This window comes from Sporosarcina thermotolerans (assembly GCF_042658975.1).
GTDB classification, from domain to species: Bacteria; Bacillota; Bacilli; order Bacillales_A; family Planococcaceae; genus Sporosarcina; species Sporosarcina thermotolerans.
The window spans coordinates 13,581-33,724 of sequence record NZ_JBHSRM010000006.1 but is presented as its reverse complement, the minus strand read 5'-3'; the positions used below and the strand labels follow the sequence as shown (position 1 = coordinate 33,724).

The following is a 20,144-nucleotide window of genomic DNA, read 5'->3' as shown; positions in this document are numbered from 1 at the left end:
AATACCCACATAATAGATATTGCCTTCATTTTTCACCTTTTTCAACAGTTTCCTTCTTCAACTAAACTGCCTCGTTAGTTTAATAAGAAAAAGGACGCTTATTAAACAATCGCGCCCAAACCACTTTATTCTTTTTTACCATCATTTTTCTTTTGCATTCCTGAAATTGCACTTACAATGCCAATTATTGCACCGGAGAAGATTATGGACATCCGCTGCAACATTCATTTTTCTCCAATCCTTCACTTATTTTCTTAACTTGTTCAGCTAAATGGCCCCGTTAGATCGACAAGGTATTCATGCACATAACGATTCGAATGCGTCCTTACACCAAAATAAATCATCCTTCTGTAGGTGTAAATTCTATAGTATTTGCCGTTCTAATCGATGCTTCTTCATTTAATAATTTCCCCACAACAAATAGCGCCATATTAATACCTGCTGAAATTCCAGCGGACGTTACAACATTCCCTTGATCAACGTATTTTACTCCTCTAATAACTTCTACTTTTGTATAATTCCTTTCCAGATAATCTAAAGCCGCTATATTTGTTGTTGCCTGTTTACCATCCAACAGTCCAGCTTCTGCCAAAAATATGGAACCAGTGCACACAGAGGTAATCAATTTATCCTTTCCTTGATTTGCAATCCAATTAATTATTTTTTGATTTTTGCTTACTGCTTTTATTGCTTTATATGGACCTCCGGGGACTACAACCAAATCAAAGGGGGGAGCATTATTAAAACTGAAATCAGGTTGAACAATTAAACCGTTATGCACTTTTATTGAACTACCGTCTTCTGAAACTGTACTGACATTAAAAGGTTTTTCTTGAATTTCTAATTTGTTCATAAATAATTTGTTTACATCACTATCTTTGTAAGTTGTTAAGTTGAAAACTTCATAAGGACCTGCAAAGTCAAGTGCATCCACATCATCAAATAACAGTATTCCTACATTAATTTGATTCATAAAAAAACCCCCTTTTACACATATCATATACATGCACGGGGTATATGTAAAGATAGTCCTATAAAGAATTAAAATATTCTGTATCTAACTAAATCTTATGAGCTGTACCAACCTATTATTTTAATAACACTTAGCTTCATAGCATGGTCCGGGTTCGTCAGAAAAAGCCAACAGTTCGTTGAATGAACTTGTATTTATCAAGGTTGTTAAAAACCTAATCCCCTCCATTTTCCTTTTCTTCTAATTCAACTAACCTGCCACTTTAGTACAATAAGTTAAACAAAAAGAGTGTTAAACCCTTTTCGGTTCAACACTTCTCTTGAAAGTGACTTAGTTTTAGTTATTCCCACGGAGCAACTAACCTTTGTCGATCCCAATGATCAGGGACAAGTATTTGAAAGGTCGATACGGTCATTTTATCTTCCTTGTCTTTGTTACCTTCCCAAAATATCTCTAACCACTTTTCAAAATTTTCAACTACTTCTACAATCTTAAGAGCGGATTGTGCAACGTATCCTAATCTGTAATCGATTGCATTTTCTTCGCATATAAAAACCCAATGATCATTACTTATATCGCGTGAATCATACATGGTAAGAGAAATAAGCCGATTGGATTCTACAAATTCATTCGTATCTAAAATCAGTACATTACTAGGGATGTTTGGTATAATCCTCTCCACTTTGCAAATTTCCGCAAAAGGAGCATTTGGACCAACTCCTCCAATGGGCTCCCAACCTAATAGAATAATCCCATTAGAAAATTCCAATAAAAATTCTTTGAAAGAAGGTGGGAATCGAAAGCCAAGTTTTTCTTCGTGTGTGATAATCATCTCTTCTGTTGCTCGCCTCTGCCGATCCCCAAGTGGAAATCTTCCCAAACGTTCATTACTGAACTCTTTGTTAGGATATCGCTCATTGTATTGCTTAATGAACTCTTTGACTTTCATTTTTTCTTCACTCCTTGAGTAGTTATAATTAAATATTGAAATCCTTACACAATAGTTTCTTCTTCAACTAACCTGCTGCGTTAGTTAATAAGTTCGACAAAAAAAGCATTAATCCTTTTGGATCAATGCCATGAACTAGTAGGCTCAAGTATTAGTCTAGAATACAACTATCATTTGTACATTTAATCGTCTTTATTTATGTAACTTGTTATGTTAAATTGAAATATTTCAGTTTCAAAGTTGTTTTTTTCAATAACGTCAGTTGCTAATTGTTGTACTTCTTTTTTGGTCTTTTCATCGAACTTACCCTCAGGTAGCACTAATGATATTTCTACGTTTTTATCCGATGAGACTTTTCCTTGTACAGCAACATCAAAGCCCTTTGCATTTAAGCTTTGCATGATCTCTCCCATTAAATCATTATAACTTAGCCTTTGCGAAAAATGATTTCCTACTTTTTCAGAGTTATAAAAACTTGTTATATTAAATTGGAATAAATCAGAATCAAAACCATTTTGCTTAATCACGTCTGTTGCTATTTGGAGTATTTCTTTCTTGGTCTTCTTATCCACTTCGCTTCCTAATTTCACTATTATTTCAATGTTTTCATTAGGCAAGACTGCATGGTCTAAAATAATCCCATAATTTCCGTCATGTAAACTTTGGCTTATCTGTCCCATCAGAATTTCTAATTCATGTTTTTCTCCTTGGGATAAATTAGAACCACGATTAATATCTTCTTTTTCTATCCCAGAAACCTGTTTAAATAAAAACAAGGATGCAACTACCAGTAAAAGTGAGACAAAACCGATTACACTTAGTTTTCCTTTTTTCATAACAACACCTCCCTATTAAGGGTATGCCTGTAATTCCTTTAAAAGAATATAAAAGTATTTCCTTATTCAACTAACCTGCCCCGTTAGTTAAACAAGAGATGCCCTCTATAGCAGCTCAATAATCTTAGTAAAGCACCACTTTAGTTGAAGTAGATTTCTTTACAAAAAGATCTTTTTCCCTCTAAAAACTAGCAACAAATACTTACTAATTTGTACTTCATTCACCCATAAAAATGCTCTCTGCACTTTATTGCAATGGAATATTCAGTTCGATATTTTCCCCAATCGGATTGAAGTAATAGCTGAAATATATTTTTGCTTTGCCATCATATTCTTCAAATTGTGCCGTCTCAATTACGTATTCCTCATCTCGTGAAATTGTGTAACCTTCAAATTCTAACGTCGTTCCATCTTCTTTCACACCATCAAATAGCCGTAAGAGACGATCTCCATTATCCCACTTATTTACAGCGACTGATACATGATTCGACGTTACGGAAATTGCCCAATCGAAAAAATCAGGTTTCGTAAGTACTTCTTTTGTGGCAAAATCAACTTCTATAAAATCCTCGCCCTTTGGAACAGCTTGAACAGCACCAATATTAATCATGAGTGAATCTGATTCATGAAAGTAATTGCTTTGCACATAGAGCGTAACTTTGCCGTCGCGAATATCTCCCTGTTTGGCAATGCCATTTATAATACTACCTCTTCGCTCACCACTATCTGTTATGACTGAAATATCATCAAAAGCTAATAGTTGCATTGTATTCGCTTCCTCTATTTCAATGTCTATAGCCGTTTTTAATGGAGTACGACGAATTTGTGTAATCGTAAATTTTTGACCATCAATATCTACAGTACGATTTGCAGCAATAACTTTTTCCTGAGCGATTTCATTTTGTAGTGTGAACGGGATCTCTATTTCAATATTCCCCTTATCTGTATCATTAAAGTGGAAAACGGCTCTAAAATCCTTCGTAGTATAAGCGATTGGCTCTGAAAAATTATATTCTACATAAGAAGAGATGTGTTCTTGCTGACCTGTATTCATGACAAATGTACTTGGGCCTGGTAATTCATCGGCTCCCTGGAACAATTGAACATCATTCAAATTTAAATTTGTCATATCAAAAGGAGCAACAGCGTCATAGAAAAGGACAAGACCCGAATGATCTGCAATTACGCCTTGCAGTGTAATCGAAAGACCATTTTTAGACTTGATGACATTAACTTTTTCATAATAGTCATTGTCTACTATATCTTTTATTCCGGCATCCAATGAAACCGCAGAGACAAGTGCATGAAAGCCAGGTATTTTTGCAACATAACTAGCAATCGTAGGAGAAACGCGAATTGAAAAAAGAAGACTTACGCAAAGCAAAGCAACTATGGCAACTGGTACAATGCGCTTCTTTGTTCTTTTCTCTCGCTGAACTTTACGCAAAGCATCCATTCGGATTTGTTGAAGTTTCTCCTTAGGAACGTCAATCGGTAGTTTACTCATAGCCAGTCCTCCTTTTCTCCAGCAGAACTTCTAAGCTTCTTTAATATGTAGTGAAGCCTAGACTTTACAGTGCCCTCAGGAATTTGGTTTAGCTCAGCAATTTCTTTGTTTTTGAGTTGCTGGAAATATTTCATATAGACGAGTTGCTGCTCTGATAAAGATAATTGTTCCAGTAGTCGTTCCAAATCAGAATAGATGACCCATCCAGATAAGTGATGTTCCTCAATTGGAACGGTTGGTCGTCTTTTTCTTAAATGGTCTTTACAACAATTGATTAGAACGCGAACGAGCCATGTTCTCGCATATTCTTGCTGTTTAACGATATGCATTTTTTTAAGTGCCTTGTACATAAGATCCTGCATGACGTCTAACGTGTCTTGTTCATTTTTCATGTATGTAAAAGCCATGCGATATAAAATCTCTTCATCCATTTCAATCAGTGAGAGTATCGCTTGATGATCCCCACGAATAGCACGCTGCACGATTTCAAATTCCATCCTATTCGCCTCCTTCCTTCATTAGACGCAGTGTTTCTTCATTTCGTTCAAAAAAGTTTTTATTTTTTAAAAAATATCGATATATACTTTACAATTATTTTGTTAATTTAGTCTACTCCATTTACTTATTTAGAGATAGAGTACTTTTATTTAAACAAAAAGCTTCAGTGGAAGGCACTGCCGTTTCACTAAAGCACTTTTTTATTTGATTATGTTGTTTTGGTTCATTGCTATTAATTATTATGAAGAGATGATTATTTCGGAAATCGAATCTTCAACTAATCTGCTGCGTTAGTTGAAGTGCAATTCTTCTCAAGCCTTTTCAGTTCTCCCCCAAATTCACTTTTCCATCTTCCTTATCATCAATTTTACATATCGAATTTTTCACCCTTTTTGACACATACTAAAAAAAAGAGGTGAAAAGGATGAAAAAAGATGAGTTTTTAAATATGGAAACAGCTAAAGCAAACATTGATTTGAATAAAATAATGAATAAGGACAATAAAATTTTCAATAAAAAGGGAGCTAACTCTACAACTGAGGCGAATATTGCCATCCAAGAAGATTTCTATTCTGAAAATAGCCATGAGGAAGTTATGCCAACATACATCATCAATGGGACTCAAGCAACATTCATTGATAAGGATAATTAACCAATCAGCAAAAAGGGATATCTATAGGTACTGTTGAGATGTCCCTTTTTATGTTTGTACCATATTCACACCTTATTCATGTAACATGCAATCAGATGACCAATTTTAGAAAATAGCTAAAAGCGTACAATTTTATGCACTCTTTACTTTTGAATAAAAGAGGGGCTATTGCAGGCCTTCAATCCACACAGAATTCAATAAACCTCATTTTTTTTCCATCAATTCTTTTAATCTAGCATATGCTTGTTCATTCGCTAATAATGGGCTTTCTGATTTGATTGCCGGCCCAATATAATCTCTTATCGATAGTCTTTCAGAATCTTTACCGGTTTCAATAACAATTAGCTCTAGTTCGGGAACAACTATAATCCACTGACCAAATGCACCACGTGCTGAGAATTCTCGCCCATTTTCACCTTCACTCAAATAAAAATAGTAACCATAATCAGTCATTCCTAATTCAGTATGTGGATGAAGGGATTCCTTCACCCACTCTTTTGGAACAATTTGTTCCCCATCCCATTTACCATCATGAAGATAAAGGTAACCAAATCTTGCCATGTCCCGTGGAGTCATCTGGGAATAGGTTCCACCATGTGCTATTCCGTCATTTGTTACATGAAATTGCAAACTATCCATCCCGATTCTATCGAATATCTTTTCTTTTCCATATTCGTTTAATGTCATTCCAGATGCTCGTTCAATAATGGCACCTAGAACGTAGACTGCACCAGTATCATAGTTCCACTTACCCACTTGTTCCTTAATGATTGGTTGATCTAAATAATATTGAAGTAGACTTTCACTATTTTCCCATACCTCAAAAATTTGTTTATCTGAGTCCCATTCCGGCCACTGAATACCAGTTTTCATCAAAAGTAATTGTTCGATAGTCATATTTTCTTTTTTTTCACTCATATTTCCAAACGTCATGTCCGGAAAATAATCAAGTACACGGTCATTATGATTAATAATTCCTTCATCAAGTGCAATTCCAGCTATTGCGGAAGTTAGACTTTTCGTTACAGAATATGTATTATGCGTAAACTTCTCATTGTATGGGAAAGTATATTTCTCTGCGATGATATGGCCATTTCGTATGATCAGTAAACCATGTAATTTTTTCGGGTCATATTGTTCAATGTATTCAAACATCTCTACTAACTTTTCACTATCCATTCCTTGTTCCTCCGGTGTTGAAGTCGGCCATTCTTCTGTTGGCCAAACAGTAGGGAGTTCAGATAGAATAACCTCTGATGTTTCTTCTTTTTCTCCCTTTGCTATCCTTTCACTTCCATACCTTTCTAAATAACCGGTAATAAATAAAATAAGAAGAATAACTGCTACAATAATTACTTTAGATTTTCGTATGATCTCCGCTCCTTTGGACTATGAAATGTGCTGTGAGGTTCACTTGGTTGGTACAGTGAGACCGATCCCTCAAGCTGCTTGGTACTACTATTACCTTATAGGGACAATGGGATTGTCCCTTTGTCGAACAAAATGGATAGTAATAGTTATTTTATACGACTTTTACAAAATTTTCAATTATTCTATTTAAATAAGCGAATCAAAGGAAACATGTTATTAGGTTCTGTGTTCAGAGAATTCTATTTTATAGGATATAACTTGTATTACTTTGTTCTAAAAAACATCAAAAGAGTACAGCAAAATTGATATCCCCTTACTATAAGCAATACATTTTAAACAGCACCTATCTGTGAATTATTTTACAGAGGGACTGTCCCCTCTTCATCCATAATTTTCTTTTTCTTACCAACTTCGTCTAAGACAATAGCTGGAAACACAACAACATTATCCTCAAATTTTAGAGCTAGAATTTCCCAAACAAACCTAATTGCCATTATTATGAGTGTCATCAAATCCCTCTTTTCTCTTCCTTCTAACACTGCCTATATTTCATTGTATGAAAAAACTTTAAGATTCTCCAGAAACTAAATTTGTGGTTTTTCCTTCTTCAACTAAACTGCCCCCTACCCCTATTGCTCCAGCTGACCCAATATAATTAAACTAATAACTTTTAGAAAGAAGGAACTTGATTTCAAGAGCTTTCTTTTATTTATAGATTAGATGATTATTTTGAAGCCTCCCGACCTCTTTTATATAAACTTCTTGTTGAACTAACCTGCTCCAATAGTTGTAGAAGTTCAACAAAAAGGCATTAATCCTCCCTTGGATAATGCCCTTGTTTAATTAAAAATACTTAAATAAACGGTGTACTGATTCCCTATATCCGAACAAAATTATAAACCACCTGAACCATGTGACCTCAAAGGACATAAACAGGATTGATGAAATATAATATAATACTACCTAATCATTTTTTTGAAAAAAAAGATTTTTTGTTAGATAACTTTAAAGGAGTAATTAGATAATGAATAAGTTTCTAATGTTGGCATTATTCACTTGTCTTTTACTATTAGTCTCATGTACGAAGGAACAAAATCAAGATTCAGATGTTATTAAAGATGTTTCTAATGATCAGGAAATGCAAGATGATAATGAAGAACTTATAGAAGAAACTGATCAACATCCATTATTGTCTTATTTCATGGAGGCTGGAAAAATTGCGCATTTTAAAGGTGATGGGAACGAAAATTCTAATTTTATTAAGCGTACTGAATATATGTCAGAGAATTATATCATTGAATACGAAGGCAATGGTGGTAGGGGTACCCTTACAACTTACCGTGTAGAAGAAAATCAGATTGTTATTGTGAAACAGGAATTTGGTTTTCCTATGGATTATAACAATCAAGATCTATCGGAATTAGAATTTGAATTGGATTCCCTTCCACCACTCTTTGAATATTTAAAAACACCATTCGATGTCGCATCGGCTAATTATAATAAATATATCGTAACAGAAGTATCTGCTACAGTTGAAACACATTATGGTACATTTGACAATGCAATTGTAATTGAATTCATGAATGCCTATAAAGATATTGTAAGAAGCTATTTAGTAGAAGGGTTTGGGGAAGTTAAACGAGAATATTTTTTCTCTGGTGAAGAAGAACCTGCAGGAACTTCTTCAATAGAAAAAGTTGAATAAAAAAAGAGGCATCAAGAATCGATGTCTCTCGGTATTTATATTTTTTGACCTTCTTCAAGTATTTCGAGTCCTTCACCTTCCACGGGAAAATCATCTGCAGCCAGTCATTCACCCACATTGCAACGCCTGTATTACTTATAAAAAATGGTACCAGGTTCTAAAACAATTCCGAATTCAATGAGAACCTGGTACTCGAAACTATGTCCCCTAACCTGCATTTCAATATTGACTTGCTCTCCACTGTCCGTAATAACACGAAAGGAACGAAAACTTGATGATTGTGCACATCGATTAACCAATAATGAAAATTAGGATTTCGATCCAATCAATTCGTATCTTTCAATAACGTGTTGAATTGTCATAAATGCTTCGTGCACAGGAATCTTTACAAAGGTGCAGCACACACCCCAAAAAACAGGTACCTCAAAATTCGAAGAGGTACCTGCATTTTTATTTTATCTTTTGGTAGATTTTCTGTTGTCTGCTAAGCTCTTTATAATAATCGGCTTTGTTTGTGAAGGATATGGTTTCTTTGTCTCCGAGGCCAAGGATGCCGAACATGCCTAAACTTTCATAGAACAGCTGATGAACCTTTGCTTGTAAGTTTCTATTAAAATAGATTAAAACATTCCGGCATAGTATGACGTGAAATTCATTGAAGGATCGATCCGTCACCAGATTATGCTGAGCAAAAACAACGTTCTTCGATAAGGATGGATCAAACTTCACCTTATCGTTCGTCACCTTGTAATACTCCGAAAAGGACCGTGTCCCACCTGCTTCCAGGTAGTTATTTGTATACCTTTTCATGTTGGATATGGAAAATATTCCGTTTTTAGCGATGCGAAGTACGTTTGTATTAATATCCGTAGCATAAATCTTGGTCTTATCGTATAGACCTTCTTCTTGTAGCAAAATTGCCATGGAGTAGACTTCTTCTCCAGTGGAACAGCCTGCATGCCAAATCCGAATGGAAGGGTATGTCCGTAATATTGGAATAACCTTTTTACGGAACTCTAAGAAAAACAGGGGATCCCGGAACATTTCAGTTACGTTTATGGAAAAATCCTCCGTTAACCTTTGCATGCAGTCTGGGTTATGCAATACTTTGTCCAATAATTCAAGAACAGAGTTTAACCTCTCCGCGTGTATACGATGCCATATTCTTCTTTTAATGGAATGGTAGGCATAATCGCGATAATCATAGCCATACCATTCAAATATTCCTTGTAAAAATAAATCGATTTCTATTTTTTCTAAGTCCTTAGGTGAACTTATCTCTGATTTTATGTCATTCATTCTAACTCCGGTTCTCCTTCATGTCTAAACAACCAGACCTTAATCAAAGATAGTAATTGATCATTATCGACAGGCTTCATAATATAATCGGAAGCACCGGCCATTAGACTCTTCTCCCGGTCTCCCTTCATTGCTTTCGCAGTTAAAGCGATTATAGGGTGATGCTTGTAGGAAGGCAATTGTCTAATCTGTTTCATTGCTTCATATCCATCCATTTCAGGCATCATTATATCTGTAATAATAAGATTAAAGTTAGGATCGTCATTTAATATCCTGAGTGCTTCTATTCCATTTTCTGCGAAGCTGATATCCATACCGTATTGTTCGAGGGTGCTCGATAGGGCATAAATATTACGAATATCGTCATCCACTAAAAGAACCTTTTTTCCCTCAAGTTCTTTGTTATGCAGCTGTTTATCATGATCTTCGGCTATGAAATTTTCGCTATCTGTTCGTTTGTTCATCAAGTATAAGCCTAACTCTTCTTTTAATCGTTGAGGGGAATGTTGATCTTTGATGATAATGATATCTGCATATTTATTTAAATAATGTTCTTCCGCTGCTGTAATGTCTCTGCCTGTATAGATGAATATTTTCAGCTGCTTGTCTTCATCTTTAAGATTTTCAAGCAAATCAAATCCTGTAATGTCGGTTAATCCCAAATCGAGAATCAAACAGTCAAAATTATTTCTCCTCAATTCATCAAGTGCCTCTTTGCCAGTTGAAACAGCCTTCATAATTACGTCCATGTCGCCAAGCAATTCCATTATACTATTTCTCTGTGTCAAATCATCATCCACTATTAAGAGCTTTATTATATGACTATTTTCATCAATTGACTGCTTCTCGGTGGCAGGCTCAGGTTTGATGAATGGTTCTTTCAATGGTTGGACATTTTCAACTGTTATAGCTGATTCCTGATGCGCAATTACAAGTTTTTCAGCCATTTCTTCCTTATAATCACCAACGATGAAGGAGAAAGTACTTCCAGTTCCTTCTCTGCTCTCTAAAGTGATTTTACCACCAAGGAGTAAAGCGATTTCTTTACTAATGGAGAGTCCAAGGCCCGTTCCACCATATTTACGGCTAATCGTTCCATCAACTTGCTGGAAAGCTTCGAAAATGAGGTCACGCTTTTCTTTCGCAATGCCAATTCCAGTATCCTTCACGGTAAATTGGATGGTTGAATGATTGTCTTCAGAAGCCACACTCGAAACTTCAAGCCTCACTTCACCTTTTTCAGTAAACTTAAAAGCATTGGCGAGTAGGTTCTTTAATATTTGCTGAAGCTTCGCGTCATCTGTATAAATGAATTCTGGCAGGTCATCATGCAAGTCAATATGGAATCCAAGATGCTTTTCATTAGCCACAGGCCTGAAACTTCTTTCGATTGTATCGGCTAATTCGTTTAAGGATACGTTACTTGCCTTTACATCCGATTTACCAGATTCGATTTTAGATAGGTCTAAAATATCGTTTATTAAAGCGAGTAGGTCTTTTCCGGATGTATGAATCGTTTTAGCAAATTCAACTTGTTTTCCGGATAAAGTCTTATCCTTATTATCCGCTAATAAATTCGATAAAATTAGCATGCTGTTCAGTGGTGTTCTGAGTTCGTGAGACATATTTGCCAAGAACTCTGATTTGTATTTTGAACTTAGTGCAAGCTGTCTTGCTTTTTCTTCTAATTCAATGCTTGCAATTTCAAGTTGTTGATTTTTTTCCTCAAATAATTTGTTTTGTTTTTCTAACCGATTTGTCTTCTCCTCTAATTCCGTATTTGTTTCTTCAAGCTCTTCTTGTTGTTGCTGGAGCCTTTGTTCGGAGTCGCGGAGTGTTATAGTCTGTTGCTCCAATTCTTCGTTTGTTGCTTTTAACTCATCTTGTTGGGACTGTAATTCCTCTGATTGTGTCTGGATTTCTTCCATTAACATTTGCGTTTCTTCCAATAGTTTTGCCTGCTTGATGTGACCTATTATACTTTCTAAAATGATCCCTAAATCATTGACGAGTTCCTCAAGCAATATCTGTTCTTTATCATGAATAGGCTCGAATGATGCAATCTCTATAATCCCTTTAACTTCGCCTTCATATAGGATTGGCAAAAGATACAGGTTTAATGGAGGTGCTTCTCCAAGTCCAGATTTTACAGTTATATAGTCTGAGGGAACATTTGAGAACGTAATTGGTTTTTTTTCGAAAGCACATTGTCCGATTAACCCTTCACCGGTACGAAATGAGGTTGTCATATGTTTGCGCTCTCTAAAAGCATAGGAGGCACGTAGTGTAAAGACTGTGTCTAACTCATCTTCATTTTCATCAACTACATAAAATACGGCATGACTTCCTCCGACAAGGGGAACAATTTGAGACAAAAACGATTCCGTTAATGATTCTATTGTTTTTGCTCCACTAATACTCGTTGTAATAGCAGCTATGTTAGATTTTGTCCACGTTAGATCTTGCTGTACTTTCATTTCCTTTCCTAACGCGGCAGTCATTTGGTTGAATGATGTAGCTACTGCGTCAAATTCATCTTTACCTATAACTTCCACTTCCGTAGCTAAATCCAACTTTCCATTCGAGATTCCACCCATGACGTTTGCCATTCTGTTTAATCTGGAGGAGAAAGACCATATACTTCTAAACAATAAGATAGTAATAATAATGGTTATTACTATTGATAGTATTGATTCTATAAGCACATTTCTTGTAAAACCGTCTCTTTCACCTTCTAGGGAAGTATACATATTTGTTTCGAATGACGTTGATAACTCTGAGATCAAGTCTTCGAATTCTTTCTGAATAGTTTCTGAGTTATCGTTCATCAAAGTAATCGCAGCGTTCTTATTCCCAGTCAATACATATCCAATTAATTGATCTTTATAGTGATCAAATGCTGTATATTTATTGTCTAACTCATCCATAATAAGTAGTTGTTTTTCTGTAAATGCATGAGTTCCAAGCCGAGCAATATTTTTGGAGACCCGTTTACTTTCTTCTTCAATTTTTGTAATTTCTTTTTGGACTAACTCTTCATCTTCATTAATTAAAAGATTTCGTATACTAATTACTTCATTCTTTATATCTCGTTGAATCGATGTGGCTAACACGAATTGATCATAATTTGTTTCCAGGGTACTGTTAATTTTATTATAGCTACCCACTTGAATTCTTCCGGAAATACCAAGAACAACTAAAAGAATCACCAATGGACTTAATGCTAACATTAACTTTGTTCTGATCTTCACTATCCTCCGTCCCTTCCAGCATTCAGCTTCTTGATAGATTAAATACTAAATGCCGATAACGCTATTTGATTTATTAACACAATATTGATATACCATTGCCATTGCTTGCGCCCGATCCGTTACATTTAACTTTTGGAAGATGCGGGTGACATGATTTTTAACGGTATGTTCGCTTATGAAAAGTTTTTGTGATATTTCTTTATTCCCTAATCCGTCTAACAGTAAATCAAAGACTTCTAATTCCCGCGTAGATATAGAATGTTTCTTCTTAAGCTTTTCTAATGCGAACGGGATAGGATTTTCAAATCGTTCCTGATTCATTATTCTATTTTCATGCTGAACTTTTACATCGAAAACCATATCTTTTTCTTGCAAAAACATTTTTTCAAATGGTTCTTGTTTTACAGGCGGGCTAAAAAGATAGCCCTGCACTTCGTCACAATGATGCAAACTCAAGAACTCAAGCTGTTCCTTCGTTTCTACACCTTCAGCAACGACCGATAAATTTAGGGATTTCGCCAATGAAATAATCGTAGAGGTAATCAATCTGTTTTCGTTTGTCTCATCAGTTATTCCGTGAACAAAGGATTTATCGATTTTTAGTATATTAATAGGTAAACGGCTTAAATATTGTAGGGAGGAGTACCCTGTCCCAAAGTCATCTATACTGATTGTAATACCCATTTCTTTTATTTCCCGCAAAGTATTGATGATGAACTCTTCGTTTTTTACTAAAGCTGATTCGGTTAACTCAATCTCCAATCGATTGGCAGATACATTCGTTTCCATTATGCTTCGCTTCAAACGGGAAGGCAGATCTTTTTGCATAAATTGCTGTGCAGAAAAGTTTATGGACAGACGAATGGAGTTGTACCCATTTTCCTCCCAATGTTTCAATTGTTGGCAGGCAGTTCGAAACACCCAATCTCCTATTTCTACAATTTGTCCAGTTTGCTCTGCAAGAGGGATGAACTCGGCTGGTGATACAGCGCCCCAGCTTGGATGATTCCATCGAAGTAATGCTTCTGCACATTCAACTTTTCCAGTAACCACATCCACCCGTGGTTGGTACACTAGTTCCAGTTCATCTCGCTCAATTGCTTTCCACAAATCATTTTGCATAAGAAAAGATCGGTAGGATTGCATGTTCATACCTGTATGGAACACATGATATTTATTCTTACCATGTTCTTTTGCCTGATTTAACGCTACGCCTGCATTTTTAACTAACTCATTAAAATATTCTCCGTCATAAGGGAAGATGCTAAGTCCAATGCTCGTTGAAATATATAACTCATATTCATCCAATAAAAACGGTTTTTGAAGTACATCTAAAATTCGATCAGCGACTTCCAGTGCGTTTTCCCTGTTTGTTTTTGGCAAAATAATGTTGAATTCATCTCCACCAACCCTTGCCAAAAAGTCCTGGTCACTTACAGTTCTGCGCAGCCTATCAGAAGTTTCTTGTAGAATGAGATCCCCAATTGTGTGACCAAGCGAATCATTAATATATTTAAAACGGTCCATATTCAAGAACATGATTGCTACTGGTTGATTGGCCTCTCTTGCTTTCTTCAAATGATCTATTAGTGTTTCATTAAATGACCGTCTATTTGGTAAATCTGTTAAGAAGTCATGATAGGCCATATGTTTGATCAACGCTTCATTATTTTTCTGCTCGGTAATATCCCGTATCGTACAAGCGATAATGGTTTCTTCTTGAATAAACTTCCAACCGAATTGTATTTCCGCCAAAAAACTTGTCCCATCTTTTCTCGTTATGTACAACTCTTTATGACCCTCATAACCTTGTATACTCCCGTAGTTTAGAGCTGTCCTAAAAATATTTTTTAGATAAAGCTTTGATTCGGTATTGGTAAATAGTATTCTAATATTTTTGCCAATAAGCTCTTTATCCGGATATTGAAGTTCATTTTCACATGAAGGATTCACACTTAAAATTACGCCATCTTTATCTAAAACGATCATAGAATCCTTTGACGTTTCACTAATAACATTTGAAAGTGCTTCTGATAAACGTAATTTGGCAGTCGTTTCAGAAAGCTCTTTATTGGCTTTCTCCAATTTAAGTGTTTTGGCGGTCAACAAATCCGCTTGTTGCACAAGTTTACATTCCATTTTATAAATATCGACAAAGCCTTCAACCTTCGTTTTTAAAATTAGTGGATCGACAGGTTTGAGGATATAGTCAATAGCTCCTACGGAATAGCCCATGAAAATATGTTCCGACTCCATACTATTCGCCGTAATAAATAGGATTGGGATATTTTTAGTCTTTTCCCGTGCCTTAATGAATTTGGCAGTAGTAAAGCCATCCATTCCGGGCATCTGAACATCTAAAAGAATAAGGGCGAATTTATCATTAAATAGATATTTAAGCGCTTCTTCTCCAGAAGAAGCTTTAACCAAATTGTATTCATCCTTTTCTATAATTGCTTCGATCGCTAATAAATTCTCAGGTCGATCATCCACCAAAAGTATATTTATTTTTTCTTCGCATCCCATACTTAAGACCTCCCCATTAAAACATAATTTAAGTAGGTATATAGATTATACCTAATACCCCAAGAAAAAAGTTAATATTTGTGGAAATTTTACAAAGATAATACTAATTGTAAAGGTACCTATTACCGTTGCACGGCAAGAACCTGGAAAATGGCCCGTTTTATTGAATACTAATGCTTGAATACACACAAAAAACTCCTAATGTATGTAGAGTACAACGACTAAATCAGTTCCCTACACTATCAAAAGGAGAAAGCTCATGAAATGGTTAACCAAAGGTGAAAATCTTCATTACGGAAGTACAACCTCATCCGGCATCTTTCTCCACCGCTACTTCATTTCCGATCCATATTTCAAAGTCTTCGTATCCGGATGAACTTCTTTAAACTTATAAAATTCTTTACTAATAATGATTCGCCCGATATTCGGAATTGGTTCTGACCAACAACATATTGAATCGCATATGAAAGCAGCCCGCCTTCCTTAATAAACCAAGTAAAGGCAAACCACCTATCGCGGTATCAAATCCCTTTTGGTGAAAAGTATACCCGAATCTTTTTGAAGAAGATTTTATATTCCTTGAAACGAGAACATGCATTCCATATAATGAAATTAAGGAGGGGAACAAGTGTGTCTAAGAGGTTTAAGAAATCGGTAAGATATAGTAAGTTATTGGAAATGATGTATATAGAAGCTGATGGAATAATTTACAAACGGCGAATTATGGTTCAACAGGTCCCGTCACGGATAAAGAAGGCGTGATGATCTAATGCTCATCCCACAAGAGGCACTTCCACACTTTGAAAATATGATTTACCTTCCTATGGTCCTGACTATATTGGCTAAAGACCAGCAAACTTTCGAGAAGGGCAACTTTAAATTTTAGACACCATATATAAGGCTTATCAATCACGCCATCAATGCTGTTCAGACTGAAATGAAGGAGTCATCAGACTATCTACGTCAAAACAAAATGAAACTACTACGAGACACCATGGGTGATACGTTTACTACATACATATTTCTATACCACGGACGGGAAGAGCAGCGACGTAATTAACGGTACCAGGTTCTAAAACAATTCCGAATTCAATGGGAACCTCGAAACTAAAAACCGGACTGAAGAGCTACTGGAACTGTATCTTTACAATTGGTCATAATGTTGGGAGTAATGAAGAGGTTAGTGCAAAAAGATTCAAAGTCAAACGTTTAAAAACATCCCATTTGGGATGTTTTTAAAAATTATTGATTTATTTGACCACCATCAACTGTATAAATCGATTGTGTCACATAACTTGCATCGTCTGAAAGTAAGAAACTGACCACATTCGCCACTTCTTCTGGTTCACCATAACGACCAATCGGAACGGCTTGAGAAAACGCGTCAATTGCCGCTTGTCCAGCACCTGGTAATGTGTTTTCTTCAATTTGGCGCATCATACGTGTATTAATAACACCAGGTGCTACCGCGTTTACACGTACTTTATGAGGTGCACCTTCAAGAGCAGCCACACGGGTAATTCCGATTAACGCATGTTTTGACATGATATAACCAACCATACCAGGAGATGCCATTAAACCAGCACCACTTGCTGTGTTTACAATGGAACCAAACCCTTGTTTTTTCATCACTGGTAATACATATTTCAACCCTAAGAACGCCCCTTTAATGTTCACATTATAAACTAAATCAAATGTCTCAACTGGGTAATCTTCAATTGGTTTTGTTGTTCCTTCGATACCTGCATTATTGAAGAAACAATCAATTTTTCCGTATTTCTCTACCGTTGCATCCACATATGCTTTTACTTGTGCTTCATCTGCTACGTTCGCTTGAAGTGCAAGGACACGATCTTCACCTAAACCTAATTCTTTGACTACTTCATTTACTGCATCTAAGTTTAAATCGATAAGTGCTAATTTTGCACCTTCATCTGCTAATTTTTTTGCTGTTACTTTTCCTATTCCACCTGCAGCACCCGTAATAACAACTACTTTATTTTCAAATTTACCCACTTAAATATCCTCCTTTAAATGTTAAAACATACTTTTTTAGTGTCCCCATTTTCGATTAAACAATCCTAAAGCAAAAAATCGGTAATAATTTTGGTTTGGATGAATCTAAATATGGTCAAGCCATCCACTTCAAAAACCTGCGAATCGATTATTTCCTGCATGGCTGCTTCCACTTCGGCTGGTGTCAATCCAACTCGTGTCTCGTCCACTGTTATAACGCTTAATATGAGCGTTTTAATGGCGTAATCTTTCACTATTCTTATTGAACTAAAGGGTTAGTTGAAGAACGATCATACACATACACTTATCAATTATTCTGCATGTTGTGGTTCAATTCCACTTTCTTCTACCGAATTGCCTAGTACAGTCCACATATCTACTTGCCGTACCACTGTGTTTTCAACTATATATTCATAAATTACTTTTGGCTCACTATCAAAAATTACATGGAGAGTTATAACAGGTTTTATTTTATAGTCGTCTGTATCTGTAATTATCCATGAATCTATTGGATATTTTTCTTCTAAATGACCTTCTAATACTTCTATGGCTTTCCCAGTTTTTTGCTCTATAATCAAAGGTTTAATTGCTCCTTGATAGATAACACTACATATTAAAATGATGCCCAATATAGCCCAAACAAACTTCCTAACTTTCTTAGGTAATAGAAAAGTTAACAGACCCACTGCAAAAATCCAGCTTGTAATAAAAAATAACTGCATTATGCTGCTTGGTTCCATTTACTACCCATACCCTTTACATATTTTTTATATTTACTACTACCCCAAAAGAATATAGTTATATTCTTTTTTATACTAAACTGCCTTTTTAGTTGAAGAAAAAAGAGCCGTCTAAGCAGCCCCGATCTTTGAGTAAAGCTCCCGTTAGTTGATTAAGATAATGGTGAATTAGAATCCTAAAAACTCGCTAGTATGTCTATCATATTCCATTTCATCTACTGTTTTTTTGAAAGCCAAGATTACTTCATCTAATTTCCCCGCATATATTACTTCAAAAAAAGAATTAGTATCACTTCTACCTTTACTTGTACATGGATAAACGTAAATAATGTAGTAAAACTTAGTTGGAGCAATTTCGATAAACCAGTGTGTAGCAAATGGATAATCGATATCATATCCTTCTTGATCAAATCTCAATTTATCTTTCTCACCTATCGGGATAAGAGCGTAGTCTATGTATCTCGCTCCTTTTCGTTTATGTGTTTGTCGTTCAGCTCGTTTTATTAAATTATATCTATTCCCTATTTTTTTCTTTAATCTTTTGTTCATCATTCCCCCCCATTCATCCGCCTTTTTCATCTTCAATTAAACTGCCGCTTTAGTTGAAGAAGACTTACACAAATCCTCACTTCTTAAATTCAGCTTTGAGAAGATAAACTACATCATAGTTTTCTAACTTATTCATATGACCATCTACATCATTATAAAAATCGGTAGTAAGACTTCTCATAGGACCATCACTTACATAGCAGATACTTGCTAATACTACTTCTCCTTCAATTGATTTGTTCTCTTCTTGGAAACTTCCCCATACACTGGACATGCTATCTAAATCGTATGAAGTTGTATCCAAGCCACTAATCGAACCAGTACTACCATTACCGCTAACTCCAATATTAAATGTAGGTTGTTGTTGATTGGCATTTACTTTTGAAGTCACAAAAATGATAGAACCATCACCCTCAACGGGTGTTGTCATAGGGCTTATTTTATTATGAACCATTTCACCAAATTCGTATTTTTCAATCCATGCAGACACTACTTTATATTCACTGTCAATATTAAAATCAAAAACAAATGATTTATCCGAGATAGTTGAAAGCAATGCTTTCTCTCTCTCTGTTAATTCAGCAGCAGAAATAATATTTGATTTTGAATCGTTATTACTACAAGCACTTAATAGAAATAGTAACAGTGCTACTATCATAAATAGCCTATTCATTTCATTTCCCCTTTAGCTTTTTCACGATAAACGAGCATCCAGTAATCCGGTTACCTTCTCTTTCACCGCATCCGACGTAATAAAACAACTAACGATCAAATACTTCCTCTTCCTCTTCCTCTTTATCTTCAGCACGTATGCAATGCTAACCCCAGGCGTAAAATCAGGATGGTTCGAATGAACTTCCTCGATTTGATACCATTTGATGCTATTTCATGGTACAAACCGTCCCTCGCAAATTACACCGTCTTCTACGATCGCAAATAGAATTCCAAGCTGGATTAAAAAATAGCAAAGGCACTATAAACATGGCGTAATGATTCCACCCAATCACTTCGCTGTCATACAAATCATAAATTACCGTAACAATAAAAAGGAGAAACAAGAGACCTAAACCACAAATGCCCCTTAGTAGAATAGCAACCACCGGCAGATCCAGTGCTTTTTTCGGTTGTGCCCGCATCGCTTTCAAGTCTTCTTCTGTGACAGGAAATACGACAGCTTGTTTCAATTTACTTTTGAGCCGATAGAACTTGAAAAGAACATATCCGAAGAGTAACAACAATAATACACACACGATAATTTTCATCTGATACTTC

General features: G+C 35.6%; 19 protein-coding genes. 3 read left to right on the top strand and 16 right to left on the bottom strand.

Annotated elements, in window-relative coordinates; genetic code table 11:
* Positions 1 to 340: 340 nt before the first annotated feature.
* The 5 genes from ACFPZG_RS04710 to ACFPZG_RS04690 form a co-directional block, all read right to left on the bottom strand.
* Complete coding sequence (locus tag ACFPZG_RS04710; RefSeq protein ID WP_239431834.1) at positions 341 to 973, bottom strand: DJ-1/PfpI family protein; 633 nt, start codon at positions 971 to 973, stop codon at positions 341 to 343.
* A gap of 340 nt (positions 974 to 1,313) precedes the next feature.
* Positions 1,314 to 1,922, bottom strand: coding sequence for an SMI1/KNR4 family protein (locus ACFPZG_RS04705; RefSeq protein WP_283732061.1), 609 nt, complete (start codon positions 1,920 to 1,922; stop codon positions 1,314 to 1,316).
* A 182-nt stretch (positions 1,923 to 2,104) separates the two neighbouring features.
* Entirely contained in the window at positions 2,105 to 2,758 is a 654-nt protein-coding gene (locus ACFPZG_RS04700; RefSeq protein ID WP_283732062.1) for a hypothetical protein, read from the bottom strand.
* 247 nt (positions 2,759 to 3,005) lie between these two features.
* Positions 3,006 to 4,265: a DUF4179 domain-containing protein gene (locus ACFPZG_RS04695; protein ID WP_317940702.1), complete on the bottom strand. Its 1,260-nt coding sequence runs from the start codon at positions 4,263 to 4,265 to the stop codon at positions 3,006 to 3,008.
* Positions 4,262 to 4,762: a sigma-70 family RNA polymerase sigma factor gene (locus ACFPZG_RS04690; protein ID WP_283732064.1), complete on the bottom strand. Its 501-nt coding sequence runs from the start codon at positions 4,760 to 4,762 to the stop codon at positions 4,262 to 4,264. The genes ACFPZG_RS04695 and ACFPZG_RS04690 overlap by 4 nt, the downstream gene beginning before the upstream one ends.
* Positions 4,763 to 5,187: 425 nt before the next feature.
* Here ACFPZG_RS04690 and ACFPZG_RS04685 point away from each other — a divergent pair, with 425 nt between their 5' ends.
* Positions 5,188 to 5,415 carry a hypothetical protein gene (locus ACFPZG_RS04685; RefSeq protein ID WP_283732065.1) on the top strand — a complete coding sequence of 76 codons (228 nt, stop codon included), beginning with the start codon at positions 5,188 to 5,190 and terminating at the stop codon, positions 5,413 to 5,415.
* Positions 5,416 to 5,619: 204 nt separating this feature from the next.
* Here ACFPZG_RS04685 and ACFPZG_RS04680 read toward each other — a convergent pair whose 3' ends face one another.
* Both ACFPZG_RS04680 and ACFPZG_RS04675 read right to left on the bottom strand, forming a co-directional pair.
* Positions 5,620 to 6,594 (bottom strand): serine hydrolase domain-containing protein, encoded by a 975-nt coding sequence (locus tag ACFPZG_RS04680; protein WP_317940703.1) that lies wholly within the window; start codon positions 6,592 to 6,594, stop codon positions 5,620 to 5,622.
* A 551-nt stretch (positions 6,595 to 7,145) separates the two neighbouring features.
* Positions 7,146 to 7,295, bottom strand: coding sequence for a hypothetical protein (locus ACFPZG_RS04675; RefSeq protein ID WP_317940704.1), 150 nt, complete (start codon positions 7,293 to 7,295; stop codon positions 7,146 to 7,148).
* 515 nt (positions 7,296 to 7,810) lie between these two features.
* Between ACFPZG_RS04675 and ACFPZG_RS04670 the strand changes: the two genes are divergently transcribed.
* The gene (locus ACFPZG_RS04670; protein ID WP_317940705.1) at positions 7,811 to 8,491 is read left to right on the top strand and encodes a hypothetical protein; all 681 of its coding nucleotides are present in this window, start codon (positions 7,811 to 7,813) and stop codon (positions 8,489 to 8,491) included.
* 450 nt (positions 8,492 to 8,941) lie between these two features.
* On the opposite strand, the gene ACFPZG_RS04665 is transcribed toward ACFPZG_RS04670, so the two are convergent.
* The 3 genes from ACFPZG_RS04665 to ACFPZG_RS04655 are packed head-to-tail and all read right to left on the bottom strand — an operon-like array spanning position 8,942 to position 15,567.
* Positions 8,942 to 9,790 carry a CheR family methyltransferase gene (locus tag ACFPZG_RS04665; protein ID WP_283732071.1) on the bottom strand — a complete coding sequence of 283 codons (849 nt, stop codon included), beginning with the start codon at positions 9,788 to 9,790 and terminating at the stop codon, positions 8,942 to 8,944.
* Positions 9,787 to 13,041, bottom strand: a complete 3,255-nt coding sequence (locus tag ACFPZG_RS04660) for a response regulator (RefSeq protein ID WP_283732072.1) — start codon at positions 13,039 to 13,041, stop codon at positions 9,787 to 9,789. The genes ACFPZG_RS04665 and ACFPZG_RS04660 overlap by 4 nt, the downstream gene beginning before the upstream one ends.
* 45 nt (positions 13,042 to 13,086) lie before the next feature.
* Positions 13,087 to 15,567, bottom strand: coding sequence for an EAL domain-containing protein (locus tag ACFPZG_RS04655; RefSeq protein ID WP_317940706.1), 2,481 nt, complete (start codon positions 15,565 to 15,567; stop codon positions 13,087 to 13,089).
* A gap of 630 nt (positions 15,568 to 16,197) precedes the next feature.
* Between ACFPZG_RS04655 and ACFPZG_RS04650 the strand changes: the two genes are divergently transcribed.
* Entirely contained in the window at positions 16,198 to 16,329 is a 132-nt protein-coding gene (locus ACFPZG_RS04650) for a hypothetical protein (protein WP_381426422.1), read from the top strand.
* 480 nt (positions 16,330 to 16,809) lie between these two features.
* On the opposite strand, the gene ACFPZG_RS04645 is transcribed toward ACFPZG_RS04650, so the two are convergent.
* The 6 genes from ACFPZG_RS04645 to ACFPZG_RS04620 all read right to left on the bottom strand — a co-directional run bounded on the left by ACFPZG_RS04645 (position 16,810) and on the right by ACFPZG_RS04620 (position 20,134).
* Positions 16,810 to 17,583 (bottom strand): SDR family NAD(P)-dependent oxidoreductase, encoded by a 774-nt coding sequence (locus ACFPZG_RS04645; RefSeq protein ID WP_283732074.1) that lies wholly within the window; start codon positions 17,581 to 17,583, stop codon positions 16,810 to 16,812.
* Between the two features lie 65 nt (positions 17,584 to 17,648).
* Complete coding sequence (locus tag ACFPZG_RS04640; RefSeq protein ID WP_283732075.1) at positions 17,649 to 17,792, bottom strand: DUF2922 family protein; 144 nt, start codon at positions 17,790 to 17,792, stop codon at positions 17,649 to 17,651.
* Between the two features lie 102 nt (positions 17,793 to 17,894).
* Positions 17,895 to 18,323, bottom strand: coding sequence for a hypothetical protein (locus ACFPZG_RS04635; RefSeq protein ID WP_283732076.1), 429 nt, complete (start codon positions 18,321 to 18,323; stop codon positions 17,895 to 17,897).
* Positions 18,324 to 18,491: 168 nt separating this feature from the next.
* Positions 18,492 to 18,902, bottom strand: coding sequence for a hypothetical protein (locus tag ACFPZG_RS04630; protein WP_381426421.1), 411 nt, complete (start codon positions 18,900 to 18,902; stop codon positions 18,492 to 18,494).
* A 46-nt stretch (positions 18,903 to 18,948) separates the two neighbouring features.
* Complete coding sequence (locus ACFPZG_RS04625; RefSeq protein ID WP_283732078.1) at positions 18,949 to 19,545, bottom strand: hypothetical protein; 597 nt, start codon at positions 19,543 to 19,545, stop codon at positions 18,949 to 18,951.
* A 208-nt stretch (positions 19,546 to 19,753) separates the two neighbouring features.
* Positions 19,754 to 20,134, bottom strand: a complete 381-nt coding sequence (locus tag ACFPZG_RS04620; protein WP_283732079.1) for a hypothetical protein — start codon at positions 20,132 to 20,134, stop codon at positions 19,754 to 19,756.
* Positions 20,135 to 20,144 lie beyond the last annotated feature (10 nt).

Excerpts from the sequence above, each read along its gene's own strand:
- ACFPZG_RS04680 (WP_317940703.1), bottom strand. The coding sequence starts at position 6,594 with ATGGATAGTGAAAAGTTAGTAGAGATGTTTGAATACATTGAACAATAT.
- ACFPZG_RS04620 (WP_283732079.1), bottom strand. The coding sequence starts at position 20,134 with ATGAAAATTATCGTGTGTGTATTATTGTTGTTACTCTTCGGATATGTT.
- ACFPZG_RS04670 (WP_317940705.1), top strand. The coding sequence starts at position 7,811 with ATGAATAAGTTTCTAATGTTGGCATTATTCACTTGTCTTTTACTATTA.
- ACFPZG_RS04655 (WP_317940706.1), bottom strand. The coding sequence starts at position 15,567 with ATGGGATGCGAAGAAAAAATAAATATACTTTTGGTGGATGATCGACCT.
- ACFPZG_RS04695 (WP_317940702.1), bottom strand. The coding sequence starts at position 4,265 with ATGAGTAAACTACCGATTGACGTTCCTAAGGAGAAACTTCAACAAATC.
- ACFPZG_RS04630 (WP_381426421.1), bottom strand. The coding sequence starts at position 18,902 with ATGAAAAAGGCGGATGAATGGGGGGGAATGATGAACAAAAGATTAAAG.
- ACFPZG_RS04625 (WP_283732078.1), bottom strand. The coding sequence starts at position 19,545 with ATGAATAGGCTATTTATGATAGTAGCACTGTTACTATTTCTATTAAGT.
- ACFPZG_RS04705 (WP_283732061.1), bottom strand. The coding sequence starts at position 1,922 with ATGAAAGTCAAAGAGTTCATTAAGCAATACAATGAGCGATATCCTAAC.
- ACFPZG_RS04710 (WP_239431834.1), bottom strand. The coding sequence starts at position 973 with ATGAATCAAATTAATGTAGGAATACTGTTATTTGATGATGTGGATGCA.
- ACFPZG_RS04690 (WP_283732064.1), bottom strand. The coding sequence starts at position 4,762 with ATGGAATTTGAAATCGTGCAGCGTGCTATTCGTGGGGATCATCAAGCG.
- ACFPZG_RS04665 (WP_283732071.1), bottom strand. The coding sequence starts at position 9,790 with ATGAATGACATAAAATCAGAGATAAGTTCACCTAAGGACTTAGAAAAA.
- ACFPZG_RS04675 (WP_317940704.1), bottom strand. The coding sequence starts at position 7,295 with ATGACACTCATAATAATGGCAATTAGGTTTGTTTGGGAAATTCTAGCT.
- ACFPZG_RS04635 (WP_283732076.1), bottom strand. The coding sequence starts at position 18,323 with ATGGAACCAAGCAGCATAATGCAGTTATTTTTTATTACAAGCTGGATT.
- ACFPZG_RS04700 (WP_283732062.1), bottom strand. The coding sequence starts at position 2,758 with ATGAAAAAAGGAAAACTAAGTGTAATCGGTTTTGTCTCACTTTTACTG.
- ACFPZG_RS04685 (WP_283732065.1), top strand. The coding sequence starts at position 5,188 with ATGAAAAAAGATGAGTTTTTAAATATGGAAACAGCTAAAGCAAACATT.